Genomic DNA, 18,499 nt, shown 5'->3' on the forward strand with positions numbered 1-18,499 from the left:
GGGCTTTTCGCCCGGCTTTTTTTAACAATGGTTAAAAAACCAGAACGAATAAAATCTTATTTAGTTAGTTAGACTTCCCAGCTTTTTTATTTTTGAGTATATAAAAAAAGAGCCTTTCGGCTCTTTTCTGTATCATTATTTTGCCAAAGCTCCCATTGGATCCCACGGTGCTAGGACAATTGGTTCTGCTTCATAGGATGCTAATTCGTCTGCTGTTAGGAATTCTTTACGAACCACGATTTGATAGGTATATTCATCCATCCAAGCATCAGAAGCCACAAAGTAACCATCTGTACCGACCTTGTCTCCCCATGAATTTTCAACCTTCCATTTACGAGACTGACCTGCTTCGTCTAAATCAACCCCTGTCAAGACCATAGCGTGTGTCATGAGGCTTTCTGCATAGTCCAAGCGACCCGCCTTGTCTTGTGTCAAATAAATGTCCATGCCTGCTTCAAAATCGTAGACATCTGTTGCCAGGATTCCCGCTTTACGGTTGCTGACTTGGCCTACATCTGAACCAAACCAGACAGTTTCTCCTGCTTTCATTTGAGCAATGGCTAATTCTTTCAATCGATCCATTGGAACATTTAGGTAGCGGACTGGACGGCTACCAACCACATTGCCCAGCATATCTACGGTGTAAGATTTTCCATATGGCTTGTCTGTAGTTGGGGCATTGATAATAGAGACGTAATCGTCTAATTGAAGGTCTACATATTTTTTGTAGAAGCTTTGTGGAGTTAACCCACTTTCGCTATGGAATTGGTTGTCCTTATCACGGTATGAAAAGTCAAATTCACGCGGAGGCAATCCTAAAGACATAGCCAAGAAGTTAAAGATTTCTTGCAACAAGGCTTGTTTCTTGCTCGCAACTGCCTCACTATCTGCGCCTGAGTGAATCAAATCACGCAAGATTTGCGCATCTTGACGCAAGAGTTTATTGAGGTAGGTGTTCAATTCCCGGCTATTGCTTGAAGAAATCGATTCTGGATAAACTGATTTTGGAACCACTCCGTATTTCTCAAAGAGGGATACCACCATATCCCATTGACCGCCATCTTGTTGTGGAGTTTGTAGGAGAAAAGCCACCTTACGGCTGGTCAACTCTTGGTCCGCTGTAGCAATCACTTGCTCCAAAAACCAGTTTGATTTTTCATACTTATCCCAAAAGAAAGTATGTGCTTGAGACAATTCAAAATCCTCCAATTGGAAGCTTGAAATCATCTTGTGACGGAAGGTATTTAAAGCCGCAAACATCCAACAACGTCCAGATGCTTTTTGGTTTGTCACCTTATCCTTGGTCAAATCAAGTGAAAAAACTGGTGTATTTTCTACTGCACTCTTGCGCGTTTCAAGCGATGCATGGATCCCATTGTGGGTAACAGCATTTTCAAGAGCCGCATATTTCACATTTGCTTCATAATTAGCATAGAGCTGGTCTGTAAATTCTTTCGTTAATTCTGACATAGCAATCTCCTTTTTTCGTTATTTACTATTATAATCCTTTGAGCAGAATCTTCAAGTAAAAATCACCCTATAGAGAGGGATTCTGTATAGAATAGATGATTTTATCCCCACAATATCCTTTGCGTTGAATGGCATGAGGGATGGTTTCTACATACTGCATTCCTGCCTTTTCCATGACTTTCCCTGAAGCAGGATTTAAACTGACATAAGTGGCTTTGATTTCTTTAAATCCGACTTTGTTCAATAAGAATTCCAAAACAGCTATGACGGCTTCTGTCATGAATCCCTGCCCCCAGAATTTCTTGCCAAGGATATAACCTAGCTCGCATGATTGACTTTCCTGGTCTTGAGAAACCACACTAATATCTCCAATTACCTGATCCGGTAATGTTTTCAAACAGATCGCCCATTTATAAGTATCTGGTTTAAGATACTGTTCGATCCATCTTTTGATCGATTCTCTGGTTCTCTCAGAAGATGCATGGGCATCCCAGGTGACATATTTCAGGGTTTCAGGATCAGAAGCCCAATTTTCAAACATCGCTGGTGCATCCTCCAAAACGAAAGGCCTCAAGTATAAATGCTCTGTCTCTATGACAAGACTTCAAAGATGATTCATAGATTGTCTCCCTTCATTTTTTTATGCAACTTGAACTTTGCAAGTTGGTTATTTTAATCTAGAAGAAAAGGACGGATGAAACCGCCCTTCTTTTTGATGCTTTTCACAATATTGTCTGGTGAGACTACGAAATCGAACTCTACGAATTACCGATTTCTGTCTAGTATTAATAGAAAAATTCTATTTGTATCCACCTCATCCATGAGCTTTTCAATGATACATTGACGCAGTAGCTGGCTGATTTGAACGGAGCTCTTTGAGCACCTTTCAAATCTAGACAGCCTTGCGGGGGTGAGACTACGAAATCGAACTCTACGAGTTACCGATTTCTTCCTCGTTCTCCTATTTTAAGACTCGGGCTAAAAAGGTCCACTGGACCTTTTTACTCCCAAAAATGATCAAATACTGTGATTGGCAAGTGGCGTTTGTGTTGGCCTTTGTACCACCATTTTTCAATAGTGGCTTGAGCTTCTGGGCTCACTTGTTTGCCTTCTAGGTAATCATCGATTTCATTATAGGTGACACCCAGCGCTACTTCATCTGCTATTCCTGGTTTTTCTTCTTCCAAATCTGCTGTTGGGATTTTCTCATAAAGAGCAGGATCGGCTCCTAAAGCCTTAAGCAATTGTTTTCCTTGGCGTTTATTCAAACGGAAAAGGGGCAAAATATCTGCACCACCATCTCCAAATTTTGTGAAGAAACCAGTAATATTTTCTGCAGCATGATCCGTCCCAATCACCGCTCCGCTACGTGCTCCAGCTAGAGCATACTGAGCAATCATGCGACTGCGAGCCTTAATATTGCCTTTGTTAAAATCAGAAACCTCTGTTCCAGTCGCTTCTACTGCTCGTACCATTTCGTCAGCAGACTCCTTGATATTCACAACCAGGCTAACATCCGGCTGGATAAAGGCCAATGCTTTTTGTGCATCTGCTTCATCTGCCTGTACCCCATAAGGAAGACGAACGGCAATAAATTGATAGGAGGCATCTCCTGTTTCTGCGCGCATTTCTTCCATGGCCAATTGAGCTAATCGTCCAGCAAGAGTTGAATCTTGCCCTCCTGAGATCCCTAATACAAATGTTTTCAAGAAGGGATGTTTTTTTAGATATCTTTTTAAGAAATCAACCGAGCGGCGAATCTCTTCCTGAGGATCAATGCTAGGCTTGACACCCAATTGTTGGATAATCTCTTCTTGCAAACTCATTTTGCTTCTCCTTCTCCATTGGCCTTGTTACGCATTTCCTCGATCAGGTCCATCTTATCCTGCCAAATATCTTTGGCCAAGTCAACTGGGTAATGCTGTGGATTGAGGACGCGCTTGTATTCATCCCATAATTGATCGTAATTTTTACGAGCATATTCTTGAATTTCTGATAATGTTGGTAGTTGATAAACCAATTGACCCTCTTTAAATATATCCACTAAAAGAGGAATGGCCTCAAAGTTTCGGACTGTTTTATTAATGTAGGTATAAGTTGGATGGAACATTTTAAGTTCTGTCAGTTGTGAAACATCTACTCCATCATAAGTGATGTAGTCCCCTTCTGACTTACCTTTTTCACGGCTCGTAATCCGCCAGACTTGCTTTTTACCTGGAGTAGAAACTTTCTCTGCATTATTGGAAAGCTTGATGGTATTGATCATCTCTCCTGCTTCGTTTTCAACAGAGACAATTTTGTATACCGCTCCAAGCGCTGGTTGATCGTAAGCTGTAATTAACTTGGTTCCTACACCCCAAACATCAATTTTTGCTTTTTGCATTTTTAAGTTGAGGATGGTATTTTCATCCAAGTCATTAGAAGCGTAGATTTTAGCATTTGTAAACCCAGCCTCATCTAATTGCTGGCGAACTTTTTTAGAAATATAGGCAATATCTCCTGAGTCAATCCGGACGCCTAGGAAATTGATTTTATCTCCCATTTCACGTGCTACCTGAATAGCTGCTGGTACCCCAATACGAAGCGTATCATAGGTATCGACGAGGAAGACACAATCTTTATGGGTTTCCGCATAAGCCCTAAAGGCCTGGTAGTCATTTCCATAAACCTGTACAAGAGAATGGGCATGAGTTCCTAAAACTGGGATTCCAAAGAGCTTACCTGCACGTACATTACTAGTTCCATTGGCACCTCCGATGACTGCCGCACGAGTTCCCCAAATGGCAGCATCCATTTCTTGCGCACGACGGGTTCCAAATTCCATCAAAGGCTCATCTTCAATGACTGAACGAATACGAGCAGCTTTTGTGGCAATCAAGGTTTGAAAGTTGACGATATTCAAGAGAGCTGTTTCCACCAATTGACACTGGGCTAGAGGGCCCTCTACCTGAACAATTGGTTCGTTGGCAAAGACTAAGTCTCCTTCTTGAGCCGAGCGTACCGTCAGTTCCAGCTTGAGATCACGGAGATATTCCAAGAAGGCCCCATGATAACCAAGTGACTCTAAATAGGCAATATCGCTCTCAGAAAAGCACAAGTTTTCCAAGTATTTCACAATTCTCTCTAAGCCAGCAAATACTGCGTAGCCGTTTTTAAAAGGCTGTTGACGAAAATAGACTTCAAATACGGCATGTTTATTGTGAATACCTTGATCAAAATAGACTTGCATCATGTTGATTTGGTATAAATCAGTATGCAAAGTTAAACTGTCATCTGGATACATATGTATACCTCTTTTTTTATTGATTTGTTCTATGAATTCCTACCATAAAATTAGTACCATTATAGCACATTTCAGCCCTATTGAATACTGAAAGGAAAGCATGAAAAAAATCTGAGACAGGAAGCTCAGATTTTTTTGGATTAAAAGTTTTCTGTGATATATTTATAAACTTCTTGGCCAGCAATCGCACCGTCTCCGACTGCTGTCGTCACTTGACGCAAATCTTTTTGACGAACATCGCCAACTGCAAAAATACCTGGGACTGTGGTTCTCATATGATCATCCGTGACCACCCAGCCATTTTCATCTAAAATACCAAGTTCTGTCGCAAAATCACTGACAGGATCTAAACCGACATAGATAAAGACACCACCGAAGGCTTGCTCTCTAACCTCTCCTGTCTTCACATCTTTTAAAAGGACAGACGTTACTTTTTGTTCACCCTTAATTTCTTCAACAACCGTATTCCAAGCAAAGTGAATTTTATCATTGGCAAAGGCACGATCTTGAAGAACTTTTTGGGCACGCAATTGATCACGACGATGGGCAATGGTCACTGTTTTTGCAAACTGAGTCAAAAAAACAGCTTCTTCTACCGCAGAATCACCTCCACCAACGACCAAGAGATCCTCGTCTCTAAAGAAAGCTCCATCACAAACAGCACAGTAGGAAACCCCTCTACTATTCAGCTCCTCTTCGCCAGGGACATTCAATGAACGATGGTTAGACCCTGTTGCAATCACCACGGTTTTAGCTTCAAATTCCCCATCATCTGTGACAATCTTTTTGGTTGCTCCAAGGTCTTCGATACGCTCTACCTGACCAAACAAATGTTCCACGCCAAGATTTTCTAAAGGCTCAAACATTTTTTCAGCCAAGTCTGGGCCACTAATATTCGCATAGCCAGGATAGTTTTCGATGTCAGACGTATTGTTCATTTGACCACCTGGAATTCCTCTCTCAATCAATGCGACTTTTAAATTGCTTCGTGCTGCATAAAGGGCAGCAGTCATCCCTGCAGGACCTGCTCCAATAATCACTGTATCAAACATACTCAACCTCTTTCTGTTTTGTTGTAACCATTATAATTCTAACACGGTCTTTTTGCAATTATCGTGCTTGAAAGATAAACAAAATCCCTATGACCGCAAAGGTTAAAATAGGAATCGTCATGATATCAATTAAGAGGATATCATACAAATGGGCTTGTCGTTGCTTGGCTGTTTTATCTTTCTTCTTAAGGGCACGGTAGCCAATCCAAATACAAGAAGCGATCCCAACTAAAATCGTTGTCGTCACTAAACTTTGTAAATATAAGGACAATAATTTATTTAACATCACGACTCCAAATATTTTTACATTTTCAGAAAACAAACCCAGCTAGCATCGCCAGCTGAGTCTTACCTCTCCTCTATTATATCAAACATAGGTCCGTTTGTAACTAGCAAAGAATTCTTTTGTCCGTTCTTCTTTTGGATGTTGCATGATTTCCTCTGGTGTTCCAGATTCAATAATCCGTCCTTTATCCAAAAATAGGACCTTATCTGCTACTTGCGCTACAAAAGACATATCATGGCTGACCAGTACCATGGTTTGTCCTGATTTTGCAGCATTGGCAATGGATTTTTCAACTTCTCCAACCAATTCTGGATCCAAGGCTGAAGTCGGTTCATCCAGCAAAAGAACTTCTGGTTTCATGGCCAAAGCACGGGCCAAAGCCACCCGTTGTTTTTGTCCACCTGAGAGGTGACGAGGATAGTGATTTTCACGATCCGATAAACCGACTTTTGCTAGTTCTTCTCGAGCAATTTTCGTTGCTTCTTGATCGGATAAGCCCTTCACAACAATGAGCCCTTCTTTCACATTTTCAAGAGCTGTTTTTCTACCAAACAAATTAAACTGTTGGAAAACCATGGCCAATTTTCTTCTTAAGGTCAAGATTTGATCTTGGCTAATGTGCTCAAAATCAACTTCGAAATCATCAATCTTAATTCTACCGCTATCTGGTGCTTCCAAATAGTTTAAACTGCGTAAGAAGGTTGATTTACCAGCTCCCGAAGACCCGATTAGGGCCACGACTTCCCCTTTTTGAATTTCCAAACTGAGATTATTTAAAACCTTTTGACCTGAAAATGTCTTTGATAATTCTGAAATATAAATCATTAGATACGGACCTCCTGATCTGGTAAATCAATTGCTACGGGAGTCTCAATATCCAGTCGACGTTCAATGTGACGGCCTAGTATTTCAATGAGAATGTTCACAATCCAGTAAACAATCGATACCGTGATAAAGCGTTCAAAGTACTTCAAATCGCTCCCCCCAATAATCCGTGCTTGGGCAAAAATTTCAACCACACTGGCACTAAAGGCTAGCGAAGTCCCCTTGGTCAATCCGATGAGAGAGTTGATTAAAGTAGGAGTTGCAACGACTGCTGCATTGGGAATAATAATCCGGCGATAAACTTGACGGTTGGTCATCCCAAGACTACGCGCTGCCTCAATTTCACCAGGATCCACTGATAAAATGGCTGCCCGGATGGTCTCACTCGCATAAGCCGCCTCATTAAAGGCAAGAGCAACAATTGCAAACAGCTCAGCCGGAATGGCATTAATATTAAAAGCTGTTCCATAAGACTGATTGATCGCTTTTAAAATAAGAGGAATCCCATAATAGGTCAACATCAACTGAACCAACAAAGGAGTCCCCCGTAAAAAACTGACAAAAACAGCTTGAATCGGGTAAAGAATTCGTACACGATTAATTTTGACCAGAGCAAAAATCATGGCAAAAATAATCCCAAAAAATGCGCCTCCTAGGGCTAATAAAATCGTTACAGGCAATTTTCCTATGACAGCCGGAAATGCATCCAATACAGCTCTCAAACTAAACAGCTTGCTATCTGGAACGTGTTTTAAAAAGTCAGCATACCAGTTGGCAGTTAAAAGATTAGTTGTAAACATTTTTGTTACTTCCTTTCTCGAACATAAACATTCTATCACATTCACTATCGGAATTCCAAAAATTGCTACAGAAATAGAAAAATGATAGACTACTCAAATTTAGTCTATCATAATTTTAGACAAGTTCCTAATAGTTTTTCTTTATGGAGTTCATAAAGAAAATCTATGTTTTCTTCTGAACATGTGAAAGAAGGGGTTAGAAAGTTTGACGTTTGGCCTTTCGTTCGGCCCGACCACGCGCACGGTTTTCAGCTCGCTTAGCTTTTCTCCGCTTTTCATCAACTGCCCATTTAATTTTTTTCTTGTAGCCTGGTTTGATTTTTTTCTTTTTCTTCTTCACCAGACCAATCATTTCGATGTCGAGTTTCTCTTGCTTTTTCTCACGATTGGCCCGTCTATCCCGATCATAAGTATCTTCAATAACCCCATTTTTCAACACTTTCGGTACGAAACGAATGCCCATTTTTTCTAGTTCACGGATATCTGAATCATCACTCGGTTGATAAAGAGTAATAGCGACACCTGGTAGACCATTGCGTCCTGTCCGGCCAACACGGTGAACAAAGAAGGAAAGATCTTGTGGAATGGCATCGTTGATGACATGACTCACCCCTTCGATATCAATTCCACGCGCCGCCAAATCTGTGGCCACAATATACTCAAAATCAAGATTTTTAACCTGATTCATGATCCGTTTCCGTTCACGTGGTGGGATATCTCCGTGAATCTTCGCCACTTTTAATCCTTGAGCCACTAAATAGGCATGGAGATCATCTGCTCTCGTTTTGGTATTAACGAAAATCATAGCCAAATAAGGTTGCAAGGTCTTGGTCAATTGGTAAATTTGCTCATTTTTATCCCGACCCTTGGTCGAAACCAGCCAATTATCGATGGTATCTGAAATCACCGTCTTGGTCTTAATCTGCTCCATGACTGGGTTTGAGAGATATTTTTTCAAGAAAGGTTGTAATTTCTGCGGAATGGTGGCTGAAAAAACTAAAAATTGCAGTTGTTGCGGAAGTCTTGAAGCAATCTTATCCACGGTTGACAAGAATCCCATGTCCAGTGTCATATCCGCCTCATCTACCACAAAAGTATGGGCCTTATGAATAGCCAGATCACCAGATGCAACTAGATCGTAGATCCGGCCTGGAGTTCCAATCACGATATGTGGTTGTTTGACCTGCAGTTTTTCAATCTGACGGCTTTTATCCGTTCCTCCAACATAATTTACAATCCGAATCTCTTTGTCAGAATGACTAGCGATTTGACGAGCAGCTTGGTAAATTTGCGTCGCCAACTCCCGACTAGGAGCCGTGATGACCGCTTCAACTTGCTCACTGTCTTCATTTAAGGTTTGAAAAATCGGTAAGAGGAACGTATGGGTTTTCCCAGAACCTGTCTTTGACTCTCCTACCAAATCATTTCCAGCTAGGACAATCGGAATTAGTTTTTCCTGTACTTCGGTTGCTTCTCTAAAATTGATTTCTTTCAGTGCCTCTTGAATATAGGGCTTAAAATTAAACTCTGTAAATTTCATTTTCTCAGTTCCTTTCATGATCTCTATTATTATATCAGAAAAGCTGTCTTCTTGCTTCTCTTATGAGTCATTTTTCCTAACCAGCGAAGTCTCTCTCAGTCAGCAAAAAACGATGGGCAAGCCCACCGTCGTTTTATAGGTAGAGAAGAACAAGAGTCACGACACTTGTTACAAAGGCAATGGTCCACATAAAGGCATCCACTTTCCATTCTGACCAGTTTTGCCCATTACCAGAAAGGCCGCCCAGTTCTAAATGATGGTGGAAAGGAGTCATTCGGAAAATCCGACGTCCTTCCCCGTACCGTTTCTTGGTCCATTTGAAATAGGTCACTTGTAGCATCACTGAACCTGTTTCAATGACATAGACCAGACCAATCAAGAGCAGGGTCCACTCTACATGCAGAGCCATTGACAAAGCTGCAAGCATCCCTCCAAGAGCAAGACTACCGACATCTCCCATAAAGATTTTAGCTGGCTTGTGGTTGAAGACAAAGAATCCAAGCAAGGCCCCAATCATACTTAAGGTGACAAAGAGAATATCCCATTTTCCTTGCATATAGGCAATAAAGGAATAGGCACTCAGGCTAATGGCAACGGAAATGCTGGCTAATCCATCAATCCCATCTGTCAAATTGACAGCATTTGAAAAACCAACCAACCAAAATAAAGCAAAGAGAATGTAGAAATGGCCCAAGTAAAGATCGTAACCAAAGACATTCAAAAGGCTTCCTGCACCGTGGCGTTCAGAAAAAACATAGAAGATGATTCCACCAACGAGTTGAAGAGCTAATTTTTGCTTTGGATTGAGCCCTTCATTAATCTTACGAAAAACTTTTAAAAAGTCATCCAAAAAACCAACAATTCCATATAGAATCAAGATAAATAGAGTAAGTTGAACAGGGCGCGTGAAATTTCCAGTCAATACGGTAACGACAAAACTAACTAGAACTGCTGTAATGAGAAACACCACTCCACCCATTGTCGGAGTGCCAGCTTTCGCTTTGTGCTGTTTCACATCTTCATGCATTTGTTGCCCAGAAATATGAGCACGATGGTAAAATCGAATAAAGGCTGGAATAGCAGCCACTGTTAATAGAAACGATACAAGGATCGTAGCAATATACATCTTAGTCTCCTAATGTTAACGTAATCTTTTTAGTTTTATTGAGTGAGGTGTTCATTTTGACACTTTGTTTGGTTACTTTCTTTCCACTACCTTTATAGGTAATTTCAATTCCAGTCCATTCTCCAAAGATGTCTGCATTTTTCTTAGTCCAACCATACATATCTGGAACAGCATCAAAGTCTTCTGTCAATAACAATACTTGTTGATTGGCTTTGACTTTAGAGCCTACATCCACAGACATCTTGCGGATATTTTTCCCGGTTCCTAGGACAATTGGTTGCACCAAATTGCGACGCAATTCCTCTGAATAAGCACCTGGGCTCAGATTTTGTTTCAGATTCAACTCCTTAGAGAGAGTTTCTACTGAAGGGATTTTGTAGGTCGTTTCTTTGGTCACATCATCCAAAGTTGGTGCCTCTGATGTTAGATGCAATTCGTCTTTTAAAGCAACTGCATCTTCCAAAATAGGATTGACCAGCTCTTCCCAGCTGGTGAATGAGAATTTCACTTCTGGTTGTTGGACCGTCACATACATGATGAATTCAGGATCTTCTGCAGGTGTCATGGCTACAACCGAGTAGATATAATCATTTTCTCCTTGCAAGTATCCTTGATCTGTCGCCATTTGGGCAGTCCCTGATTTCACCGCAACGTTTTGACCGGGTACCTGAATGATGGGTCCATCACTGTACAAGGTTCCATACTCTGGATCTGTTCCGACGGTGATCATATAGTTCCGTGTCTGTTGTGCAGCTGATCCTGAAACTGGTTTTCCAACAACTTCTTTTTTTGATTTGCGGGCTGTGTCTGATTTTTTATCGTAAATAGCACTAATAAACTTCGGCTCCAACATTTGTCCATCATTAGCGATGGCACTAAAGGCCCGTAACATTTGAGTTTGACTGACGGAAATCCCTTGACCAAAAGAAGACATGGCTTGACTGACATAGTTATCCCCTGGAAGACCCCCGTAAGCTTCATTTCCCATTCCAAAACGGGTCGGAAGACCGAATTTAAAGCGGGTTAGGTAGTCCATCCAGACAGCATTTCCCATCTTTTGCTCCAAGCGGGTCATCCCCACGTTACTTGAGTAAGCAAAGCCTTGTGCGATATTCATATAGCGACCTTCAGACAGTCCCATATTGACATCCCAGTCACGGATCGTCGCATCTTTTACTTGTAGTTCGTTACTGTAGTATACTTCATTATAGGCTGGGAAGGTTCCATGATCAATCGCCGAAGCTAATAACATGACCTTCATCGTTGAACCCGGTTCATATTGATCTTGATAAAGGATGGTATTCCAGGTTTTCAAGTTTTTCAGATCCAACCCTTGTTTGGTATCCGCATTATAGGATGGACGTTGCGTTGTCGCTAGGATCTCTCCAGTTTTTGCACTCACAAGAGTCGCACTAACATACTTTCCTTTTACTTTTTCTTGGAAAACATCCATTCGCGTCTCAAGGTAGGTCTGTAATTCTGCTGAAATGGTCGTATAGACATCTTTTCCATCTTCTGTTTTGACAGAAACCTTATCTGAACCAGGAACGATATTGCCGTTTCGGTCTTTGTCATAGGTGATAACCCCATTTTGACCAGCGAGAATACGATCGAGGGATTTCTCCATCCCTGATTGCCCCTTCAGAGTTTTATTCCCCTCTTTATCTTCTTGAAGAGAGGCCTGACCTATAAATTGAGAAGCAAAAACTCCATTTTTATAGCTTCGATTTGGACTGGTTGTAAAAGCAACCCCTTCAATCTTCGCCGCTTCCATGGCCTCACGGATGGCCGTCATATTGCTATAAGTTATGCCGTTTCCGTTCGACCCAAAAGAAACCTGTTTCAATTTCTTTTGCGACAACTGTTGAATGACGTAATCCTCATCCATCCCTAAGTACTGCTTAAAGATTTCTGCTACTTTTTTAAATTGGCTCTCTTCTACATAGAGGATTTTCCCGGTTGCTGATTTGTACTTTTTATCAATAATGGCATAAACGTTATAGGTCGTCGCATCTTCAGCAATTACTGCTCCATTTCGGTCGTAGATCGTTCCACGTTTTGCAGGAACAATGACCGTCTGCTCATGGACTTTTTTTGCTTGATCCGATAAGGTTACACCAAATTTTTTGTCAGTCCCAATGATCATTGCAAAATTAATCAGAAAGAGAAAAAAGAGGAAAATCGCCAGTACACTGAGATTTTTCCCAACTTGTTTTCGATTCTGATCCGGCAAGCGACGTTTCTTTATCGAATACCCGATCAAAAATTTTTTGAATTTATTCATCACTACTTGCACTCACTGTTTTTCGATTTTCTTTTTGCAGCTTCATTCCTTGGGAGCTAGCCAACTGTGATAAGCGGTCATAACGTGTTAATTCATTGACCTCTTGACGAACATCTGCCAATTCCGTCTTTTTGGCTTCTAGTTCCGTATTCAAATCAGTCAATTCACTTTGAACTTGTAAAATCCGTGTCTGCATAAAGACAATACTAATGGCTAAAATCACAGCTGTTAGGACAATCGACCCATAAAAAGCCTTTTCTACTCTAGAGAAACGGCGAAAGCGATCTTGCAGTACCTGTGTTCTTGTTCTCTCATCTCTTGCTGCCATATCAATTCCTCTTACTTGTGTATTTTTCGAGCAACCCGTAGTTTTGCTGAATGGGATCGATTATTTCCCTCAAGCTCTTCTTCACTTGGCAAAATAGGTTTCCGGTTGACCAACTCCATCTTTGGTTTCAAATCATCCGGAATAAAGGGAAGTCCTTTTGGAACCTCAACCGTCGAAGCTTCTTTAAACAATTGTTTGGTCAATCGATCCTCTAACGAATGAAAGGTAATCACAGAAATACGACCATCGAGGGCCAACAAATCCATGGCTTGCTGAATTGATTCATCTGCAGCTCCCAGTTCATCATTGACTTCGATACGAATGGCTTGGAAAATCTGTTTAGCAGGATGGCCCTTTTTCTTGAGCTCCTTAGCTGGTTTAGCAGATTTAATAATCTCTGCTAATTCAGTCGTCGTTTCAATCGGTTTAATTGCTCGTGCTTGCTCAATTTTCCGCGCAATTTGCTTGGAAAATTTGTCCTCTCCATATTTGAAAAAAATACGGACTAGATCATGGTAATCGTAGCTATTTACGACCTCATAGGCTGTCAAGGAAGCTTCTTGATTCATCCGCATGTCCAGTGGCGCATCTTTCTTGTAAGAAAATCCACGTTCCCGTTCATCTAACTGAGGACTAGACACACCTAAGTCATAACAGATTCCATCAATTTCAGTCACACCTAATTCGTTCAGACGTTCCTTCAAATGACGAAAGTTATCCTTAATGAAGGTCACCATGCCTTTCTCGATGAATGGAGCTAAACGAATCTTAGCATTCTCAATTGCATGCTGATCTTGGTCAAAGGCATAAAGATGGCCCGATTCATTTAATTTTGTTAACAAATATTCGCTGTGGCCTGCCCCACCCAATGTGGCGTCTACATAGATCCCATCTGGCTTAACATCCAGCATATCGATCGTTTCATGAAGCAAAACCGTTACATGATGAAATTCTTTACTCATATCTTTACTATTTTACCACAAATGGGACCAAGATGCACTCCTGAAAGAAAATTCACTAACTAATCCTATCGGACCTTTTCGGATCCTACAAAATACCTAGAAAGACTTGATTTTATTTGTTTCCTCTAGGATTTATGATACAATATTCTTATGAAAATAAGAAAACAGATTCTCATCCCACTTTTATTGGTCGATGCTATCGCTCTCTACTTTTTTCTAACCACTATTGAGGCTTGGATTTTTTGGCTTGCTGCCCTGATCCTAGCCGGCTCACTTTGGTGGCTCAAAAAAGCCATTCAAGGACAAAAAACAGAGATGGAAGAAAAATAATTTCTTCCACCTCTGTTTTACTTTTATTCCCTCCAAGTAATTCCTTAAAAAAAAGCAAACTAGCTCTGAAATAATAAAGAGGTTGGGACAAAAGTCCTAGCCTCTCAATTATTTTTGGATTGTCGAGCAAGACGCAGTGGTTGAGTGGGCTCTACTACGCTGATTTTATCAGCTTTTACAGCCCTACTCAACTGTGCGGAGGTGGGACGACGAAATCGAATTCTAACGAATGACCGATTTCTGTCCCACTCTCTTGCGGTTTATTGATTATGTTTCCAATTACTGTAAATCCCAAAGAGAATGATCCAAATGGTTGCTCCAATCGCTCCAATGTATGTTGATTCTTGCAAGAAGAGACAAACGAATACGAAGAGGAAGAAAACAATGGTCAATGGATTCAACACTTTATAGGCCGGCATGACAAAACCATCTGGCATAAATTCTTTCGATTTACGGTACTTAAGATGGGCAAGCATGGTCAAAATGTAAATAGCAATGTAGACACCAGAAGAAGATGCCGTAATCAAGGCAAAGGCATCTGAGACACCTGGCAAGACATTGATAAAGGCTGAAACAGCAACCACAATCGCAGAAAAAATAATCGCGCGACTTGGAATCCCCATACGAGATAAGCTATTCAGTTTCAAACGATTCATCACTTTGCTGTTTGGTGTTTCTTTTGCAATCTGGTACAAGTGACGCCCTGTTGAATAGAGGGTGGAATTCAAGGAAGATGCAGCAGCTGTCAGTACAACAAAATTAATCAATCCTGCTGCCCACTTGATTCCAACCATCTGAAAGACCGTTACAAATGGTGATTTATTGACGGGAAGCTGTTGCCAAGGGAAAATAGCCATAATCGCCAACAAAGCCCCTACATAAAAGATTACAATTCGGATTGGAATTTCTTTAATGGCTTTTGGCAATACTTGGCGGGGATTAGCTGTTTCAGAAGTAGTAATTCCAACAAACTCGATCGCTTGATAAGCAAAGAAGACCATTTGGAAGGCCATGACGAACTTGACCCAACCATTTGGAAACATTTGAAAACCACTGGTAATATTGGTTAAGCTAGCGTGTCCAGCTGGTGTTTCAAAATTCGTCGTCACCATAAAGATCCCTGTTGCGATCAGGGCTAAAATAGTGACAATCTTGATCATTCCAAACCAGAATTCAACCTCTCCAAAAACCTTCACAGCGATCAAGTTTACACAACTTAAAAGCGCTAAAAAGATAATTTGAATCTGCCAGGCTGGCCAATTTGGAAACCAAAGCTGGACATAGTTGGAAACAGCGGTGATCTCTGCCATTCCCAAAAATACCAAGGAGACCCAATAGGACCATCCTGAAAAATAACCCCAACCTTTTCCTAGATACTTGGTGATAAAGTTGATAAAGGTGTGTTGATCAGGGTCCATATAGAGCATTTCTCCGATCGCCCGCATCATCAAGTACATGAAGGCGCCAGTCAGCATATAGACTAAAATAATAGAGGGACCTGTCAAAGAAAGGGAACGACCGGCTCCAAGAAAGAGTCCTGTCCCGATGGTTCCTGCAATAGCGATCAGCTGAACATGCCGATTTTGCAGACCACGAACCATCCCATTTTCGGTTTCTTGACTAGGATGATGTTTTTTTGACATATGATTACTCCAATTCTTTTTCTGTACATTTTCAGAAAAGTATACTTCAAATTTTCACACAATCTACTATACCATGTTTTTAAAAATTGGTCAATCTGGTCCAGAATATTCTGAATTTTAAAGATACAAAAGAGTGCTGGAGTCTATTCCAGCACTCTTTTGATTATGAATTAGGATCATCGAGACTACGGCCATGCAAACCTTTTTCCCGTTGCACTTGGCGTAGTTTCTCAGGTGTTACATCGTTACCTTCTTCATCCACAATTTTGATACCTTCAATGTGGTGACGAACGGAGCGACGATAACCTTCAATGTATTCTTCACGAAGTTTTGCTTGTTCCACTGTTTCTTCTGGAGTCAAACCTTCTGTTTTTTTCTTTTTAGCCAGCTCATTGATCCGAGCAATTTTTTCAGGTGTCATAATAAAACCTACTTTCTACCTGTCATCAGGTCATTATTTTGTGTTCAATTGATTAAAGGCTGCGACAGCATTAGCTTTCGCTACAAGACCTGCAAGAAGGGCCAGACGGTTGTTTTTAACAGCCTCATCTTCTGCCATCACCATGGTATTGTCAAAGAAAGCATCAATGACCGGGCTAAGAGCAAAGAGTTGAGCCAGTTTGTCGCTAGCTGAACCTGTCAATTCAAGACTTTCTGCTGCTTGAGCCAAGGCTTTTTCTTGATCATTTTCAAAGAGACTCGCTTCGACCGCTACTGAAGCATCTGCTTTTTCTGCCAAGTTGAAGGCACGTGAGAGTGATTCAACAGCTGCCTTGTAACCATCCATCTTCGCAGCTTCTGAAAGAGCTTCAGCTGCTTCCAGCATATCAGCCACGACAAAGTTTGAACCAGCAAGAACAGCTTCTTTGATATCTTTTGGTGTGCGTCCCATCATCTTGTCCACACGCGCCTTGATGAAGTTGAGCACTTCTGCTTGATTGTCATAAGAAAGACTATCAAACGACAGACCGTAAAGGCTGTCAATCAACTCATCCATAGGGATATGCCAACCAAAGGCATCCAAGATACGAACAATTCCTTGTGTTGCACGACGAAGCGCATACGGGTCATTGGAACCAGACGGAATCAAACCGACTGAGAAAAAGGAAAGGAGGGTATCCAATTTATCTGCAAGGGCAAGAATGGCACCAACCTTAGTCTCTGGAAGGGCTCCATCTGCTGCATCAGGAAGGTAGTGCTCACGGATAGCTGTCGCTACTGCAGGATCCTCACCAGCAAGGAGGGCGTATTTTTCACCCATGATTCCTTGCAATTCATCGAACTCTCCGACCATACCAGTCAAGAGGTCAAATTTGTAGATTTCAGCTGCACGCGCTACGGCTGCCCTTTCTTCAGCAGTCAAACCAGCTTGTTCAGCTAATGATGCTGCAATGACACCGGCACGAGCCATGTGTTCTGAGAGAGAACCGATTTTTTCATGGAAAGTCACGTTAGCCAATTTAGCAACCAGGTCTTCAATCTTGAGTTTTTGGTCTTCACGCCAGAAGAATTCACCATCTTCGAGACGTGCCACCAATACTTTTTCATTTCCTCGGATAACATTTTCCAAGTGCTCAGCATTCCCATTACGAACTGAGATGAAGTTTGGTTTTAGCCGACCATCAAGGTCACGTACAACAAAGTACCGTTGGTGGGTTTCCATTGAGGTCACCAAGACTTCTTCTGGAACGTCCAAATATTTAGTGTCAAAGCTTCCCATAAAGGCTGTAGGGTATTCCACCAAGTTCAAGACTTCGTTCAAAAGTCCTTCTTCGATTTGGACTTGAACACCTTGTTCTGCTTCGATAGCTTTGATTTGCTCACGAATCATGTTTTCACGTTCTTTGCTGTCTGCAATGACGTAAACGGTACGAAGGTCTTCTTCGTACGAATCCGCATTGGTAATTTCCACTTCATGTCCAAGGAAACGGTGTCCGCGACTCACACGACCTGAATGGATATCCAAGAAGTCGAGGTCAAGCGCTTCATCACCCAAAAGGACAATCAAGGTATGAACTGGGCGAATGTATTCAAAGCTGTTGTTAGCCCAGTGCATGCTGACAGGGAACGTCAATGAAGCAAGTACTTCTGGAACGCCAGCTAAGACTTCTTTCGCAGATTTTCCAGCTTCATGTTTCGTCACGTAAACGTATTCTTCACCCTTAACTTCACGGAATTCGATGTCATCTACAGTCAAGCCTTTTCCACGGACAAAGCCTTGCGCTGCTTTTGAGAAGTTTCCATCAGCATCCAAGGCAATTTTCTTAGAAGGTCCTTTAAAATCTTCAGTCAAATCCGATTGTTGATCAGCCAAGCCAATCACACGGACTGCCAAACGGCGTGGTGTTGAAAAGGTTTGAATGCTTTCGTATGAAAGACGGTTGTCATCCAAGAAGGCTGCCATTTTCTCACCGAGTTGTTTTTCACTTGGTGTGACAACGTAGGCTGGCAACTCTTCAAGTCCAAGTTCTACTAATAAGTTTTTTGTCATGTTTTTTCCTTTACAAAATTCTTCTTGTTGATAGGCACCTTAGGTACTGGGGACGTTGCTAACTAACTTTGTGAGGCTG

The 18,499-nt window shown here is 41.5% G+C and carries 17 protein-coding genes; 1 reads left to right on the forward strand and 16 read right to left on the reverse strand.

The window, feature by feature from the left end:
* Nucleotides 1–135 precede the first annotated feature (135 nt).
* The 13 genes from pepC to rsmH form a co-directional block, all read right to left on the reverse strand.
* A complete protein-coding gene (gene pepC / locus AC6IZR_RS08485) occupies nt 136–1,470 on the reverse strand; it encodes an aminopeptidase C (protein WP_272108649.1) in 1,335 nt (444 codons plus the stop codon).
* Nucleotides 1,471–1,537: 67 nt separating this feature from the next.
* Nucleotides 1,538–2,065 (reverse strand): GNAT family N-acetyltransferase, encoded by a 528-nt coding sequence (locus AC6IZR_RS08490; RefSeq protein WP_256263224.1) that lies wholly within the window; start codon nt 2,063–2,065, stop codon nt 1,538–1,540.
* Nucleotides 2,066–2,471: 406 nt separating this feature from the next.
* A complete protein-coding gene (gene nadE, locus AC6IZR_RS08495; RefSeq protein ID WP_003010362.1) occupies nt 2,472–3,296 on the reverse strand; it encodes an NAD(+) synthase in 825 nt (274 codons plus the stop codon).
* Complete coding sequence (locus AC6IZR_RS08500; protein ID WP_497848437.1) at nt 3,293–4,753, reverse strand: nicotinate phosphoribosyltransferase; 1,461 nt, start codon at nt 4,751–4,753, stop codon at nt 3,293–3,295. The genes nadE and AC6IZR_RS08500 overlap by 4 nt, the downstream gene beginning before the upstream one ends.
* A gap of 140 nt (nt 4,754–4,893) precedes the next feature.
* Complete coding sequence (trxB, locus tag AC6IZR_RS08505; protein WP_049514923.1) at nt 4,894–5,805, reverse strand: thioredoxin-disulfide reductase; 912 nt, start codon at nt 5,803–5,805, stop codon at nt 4,894–4,896.
* Nucleotides 5,806–5,863: 58 nt separating this feature from the next.
* Entirely contained in the window at nt 5,864–6,091 is a 228-nt protein-coding gene (locus AC6IZR_RS08510; protein ID WP_003003995.1) for a DUF4059 family protein, read from the reverse strand.
* An 81-nt stretch (nt 6,092–6,172) separates the two neighbouring features.
* The gene (locus tag AC6IZR_RS08515) at nt 6,173–6,916 is read right to left on the reverse strand and encodes an amino acid ABC transporter ATP-binding protein (RefSeq protein ID WP_003014934.1); all 744 of its coding nucleotides are present in this window, start codon (nt 6,914–6,916) and stop codon (nt 6,173–6,175) included.
* Nucleotides 6,916–7,716: an amino acid ABC transporter permease gene (locus tag AC6IZR_RS08520; RefSeq protein WP_049498839.1), complete on the reverse strand. Its 801-nt coding sequence runs from the start codon at nt 7,714–7,716 to the stop codon at nt 6,916–6,918. Before AC6IZR_RS08520 ends, AC6IZR_RS08515 begins: the two co-directional genes overlap by 1 nt.
* Nucleotides 7,717–7,912: 196 nt before the next feature.
* Nucleotides 7,913–9,256: a DEAD/DEAH box helicase gene (locus AC6IZR_RS08525; RefSeq protein WP_070659694.1), complete on the reverse strand. Its 1,344-nt coding sequence runs from the start codon at nt 9,254–9,256 to the stop codon at nt 7,913–7,915.
* Between the two features lie 133 nt (nt 9,257–9,389).
* Nucleotides 9,390–10,382 (reverse strand): phospho-N-acetylmuramoyl-pentapeptide-transferase, encoded by a 993-nt coding sequence (gene mraY / locus AC6IZR_RS08530; protein WP_497848438.1) that lies wholly within the window; start codon nt 10,380–10,382, stop codon nt 9,390–9,392.
* Nucleotide 10,383: 1 nt separating this feature from the next.
* Nucleotides 10,384–12,666: a penicillin-binding protein PBP2X gene (pbp2x, locus tag AC6IZR_RS08535; protein WP_155125291.1), complete on the reverse strand. Its 2,283-nt coding sequence runs from the start codon at nt 12,664–12,666 to the stop codon at nt 10,384–10,386.
* The gene (ftsL, locus tag AC6IZR_RS08540; RefSeq protein WP_003003929.1) at nt 12,659–12,994 is read right to left on the reverse strand and encodes a cell division protein FtsL; all 336 of its coding nucleotides are present in this window, start codon (nt 12,992–12,994) and stop codon (nt 12,659–12,661) included. Before ftsL ends, pbp2x begins: the two co-directional genes overlap by 8 nt.
* Before the next feature lie 11 nt (nt 12,995–13,005).
* Nucleotides 13,006–13,956 (reverse strand): 16S rRNA (cytosine(1402)-N(4))-methyltransferase RsmH, encoded by a 951-nt coding sequence (gene rsmH, locus AC6IZR_RS08545; RefSeq protein WP_070589978.1) that lies wholly within the window; start codon nt 13,954–13,956, stop codon nt 13,006–13,008.
* 150 nt (nt 13,957–14,106) lie between these two features.
* Between rsmH and AC6IZR_RS08550 the strand changes: the two genes are divergently transcribed.
* Nucleotides 14,107–14,286, forward strand: coding sequence for a hypothetical protein (locus tag AC6IZR_RS08550; RefSeq protein WP_037599920.1), 180 nt, complete (start codon nt 14,107–14,109; stop codon nt 14,284–14,286).
* 260 nt (nt 14,287–14,546) lie between these two features.
* Here the strand turns inward: AC6IZR_RS08550 and AC6IZR_RS08555 are convergent, their stop codons facing one another.
* The 3 genes from AC6IZR_RS08555 to glyS all read right to left on the reverse strand — a co-directional run bounded on the left by AC6IZR_RS08555 (nt 14,547) and on the right by glyS (nt 18,420).
* On the reverse strand, nt 14,547–15,929 hold the full coding sequence (locus AC6IZR_RS08555; protein WP_049472465.1) for an amino acid permease: 1,383 nt from the start codon (nt 15,927–15,929) through the stop codon (nt 14,547–14,549).
* A 163-nt stretch (nt 15,930–16,092) separates the two neighbouring features.
* Complete coding sequence (locus tag AC6IZR_RS08560; protein WP_003010384.1) at nt 16,093–16,350, reverse strand: DUF896 family protein; 258 nt, start codon at nt 16,348–16,350, stop codon at nt 16,093–16,095.
* Between the two features lie 33 nt (nt 16,351–16,383).
* Nucleotides 16,384–18,420, reverse strand: a complete 2,037-nt coding sequence (gene glyS / locus AC6IZR_RS08565) for a glycine--tRNA ligase subunit beta (RefSeq protein WP_497848439.1) — start codon at nt 18,418–18,420, stop codon at nt 16,384–16,386.
* Nucleotides 18,421–18,499: the final 79 nt, after the last annotated feature.

The organism is Streptococcus mobilis, from assembly GCF_059727625.1.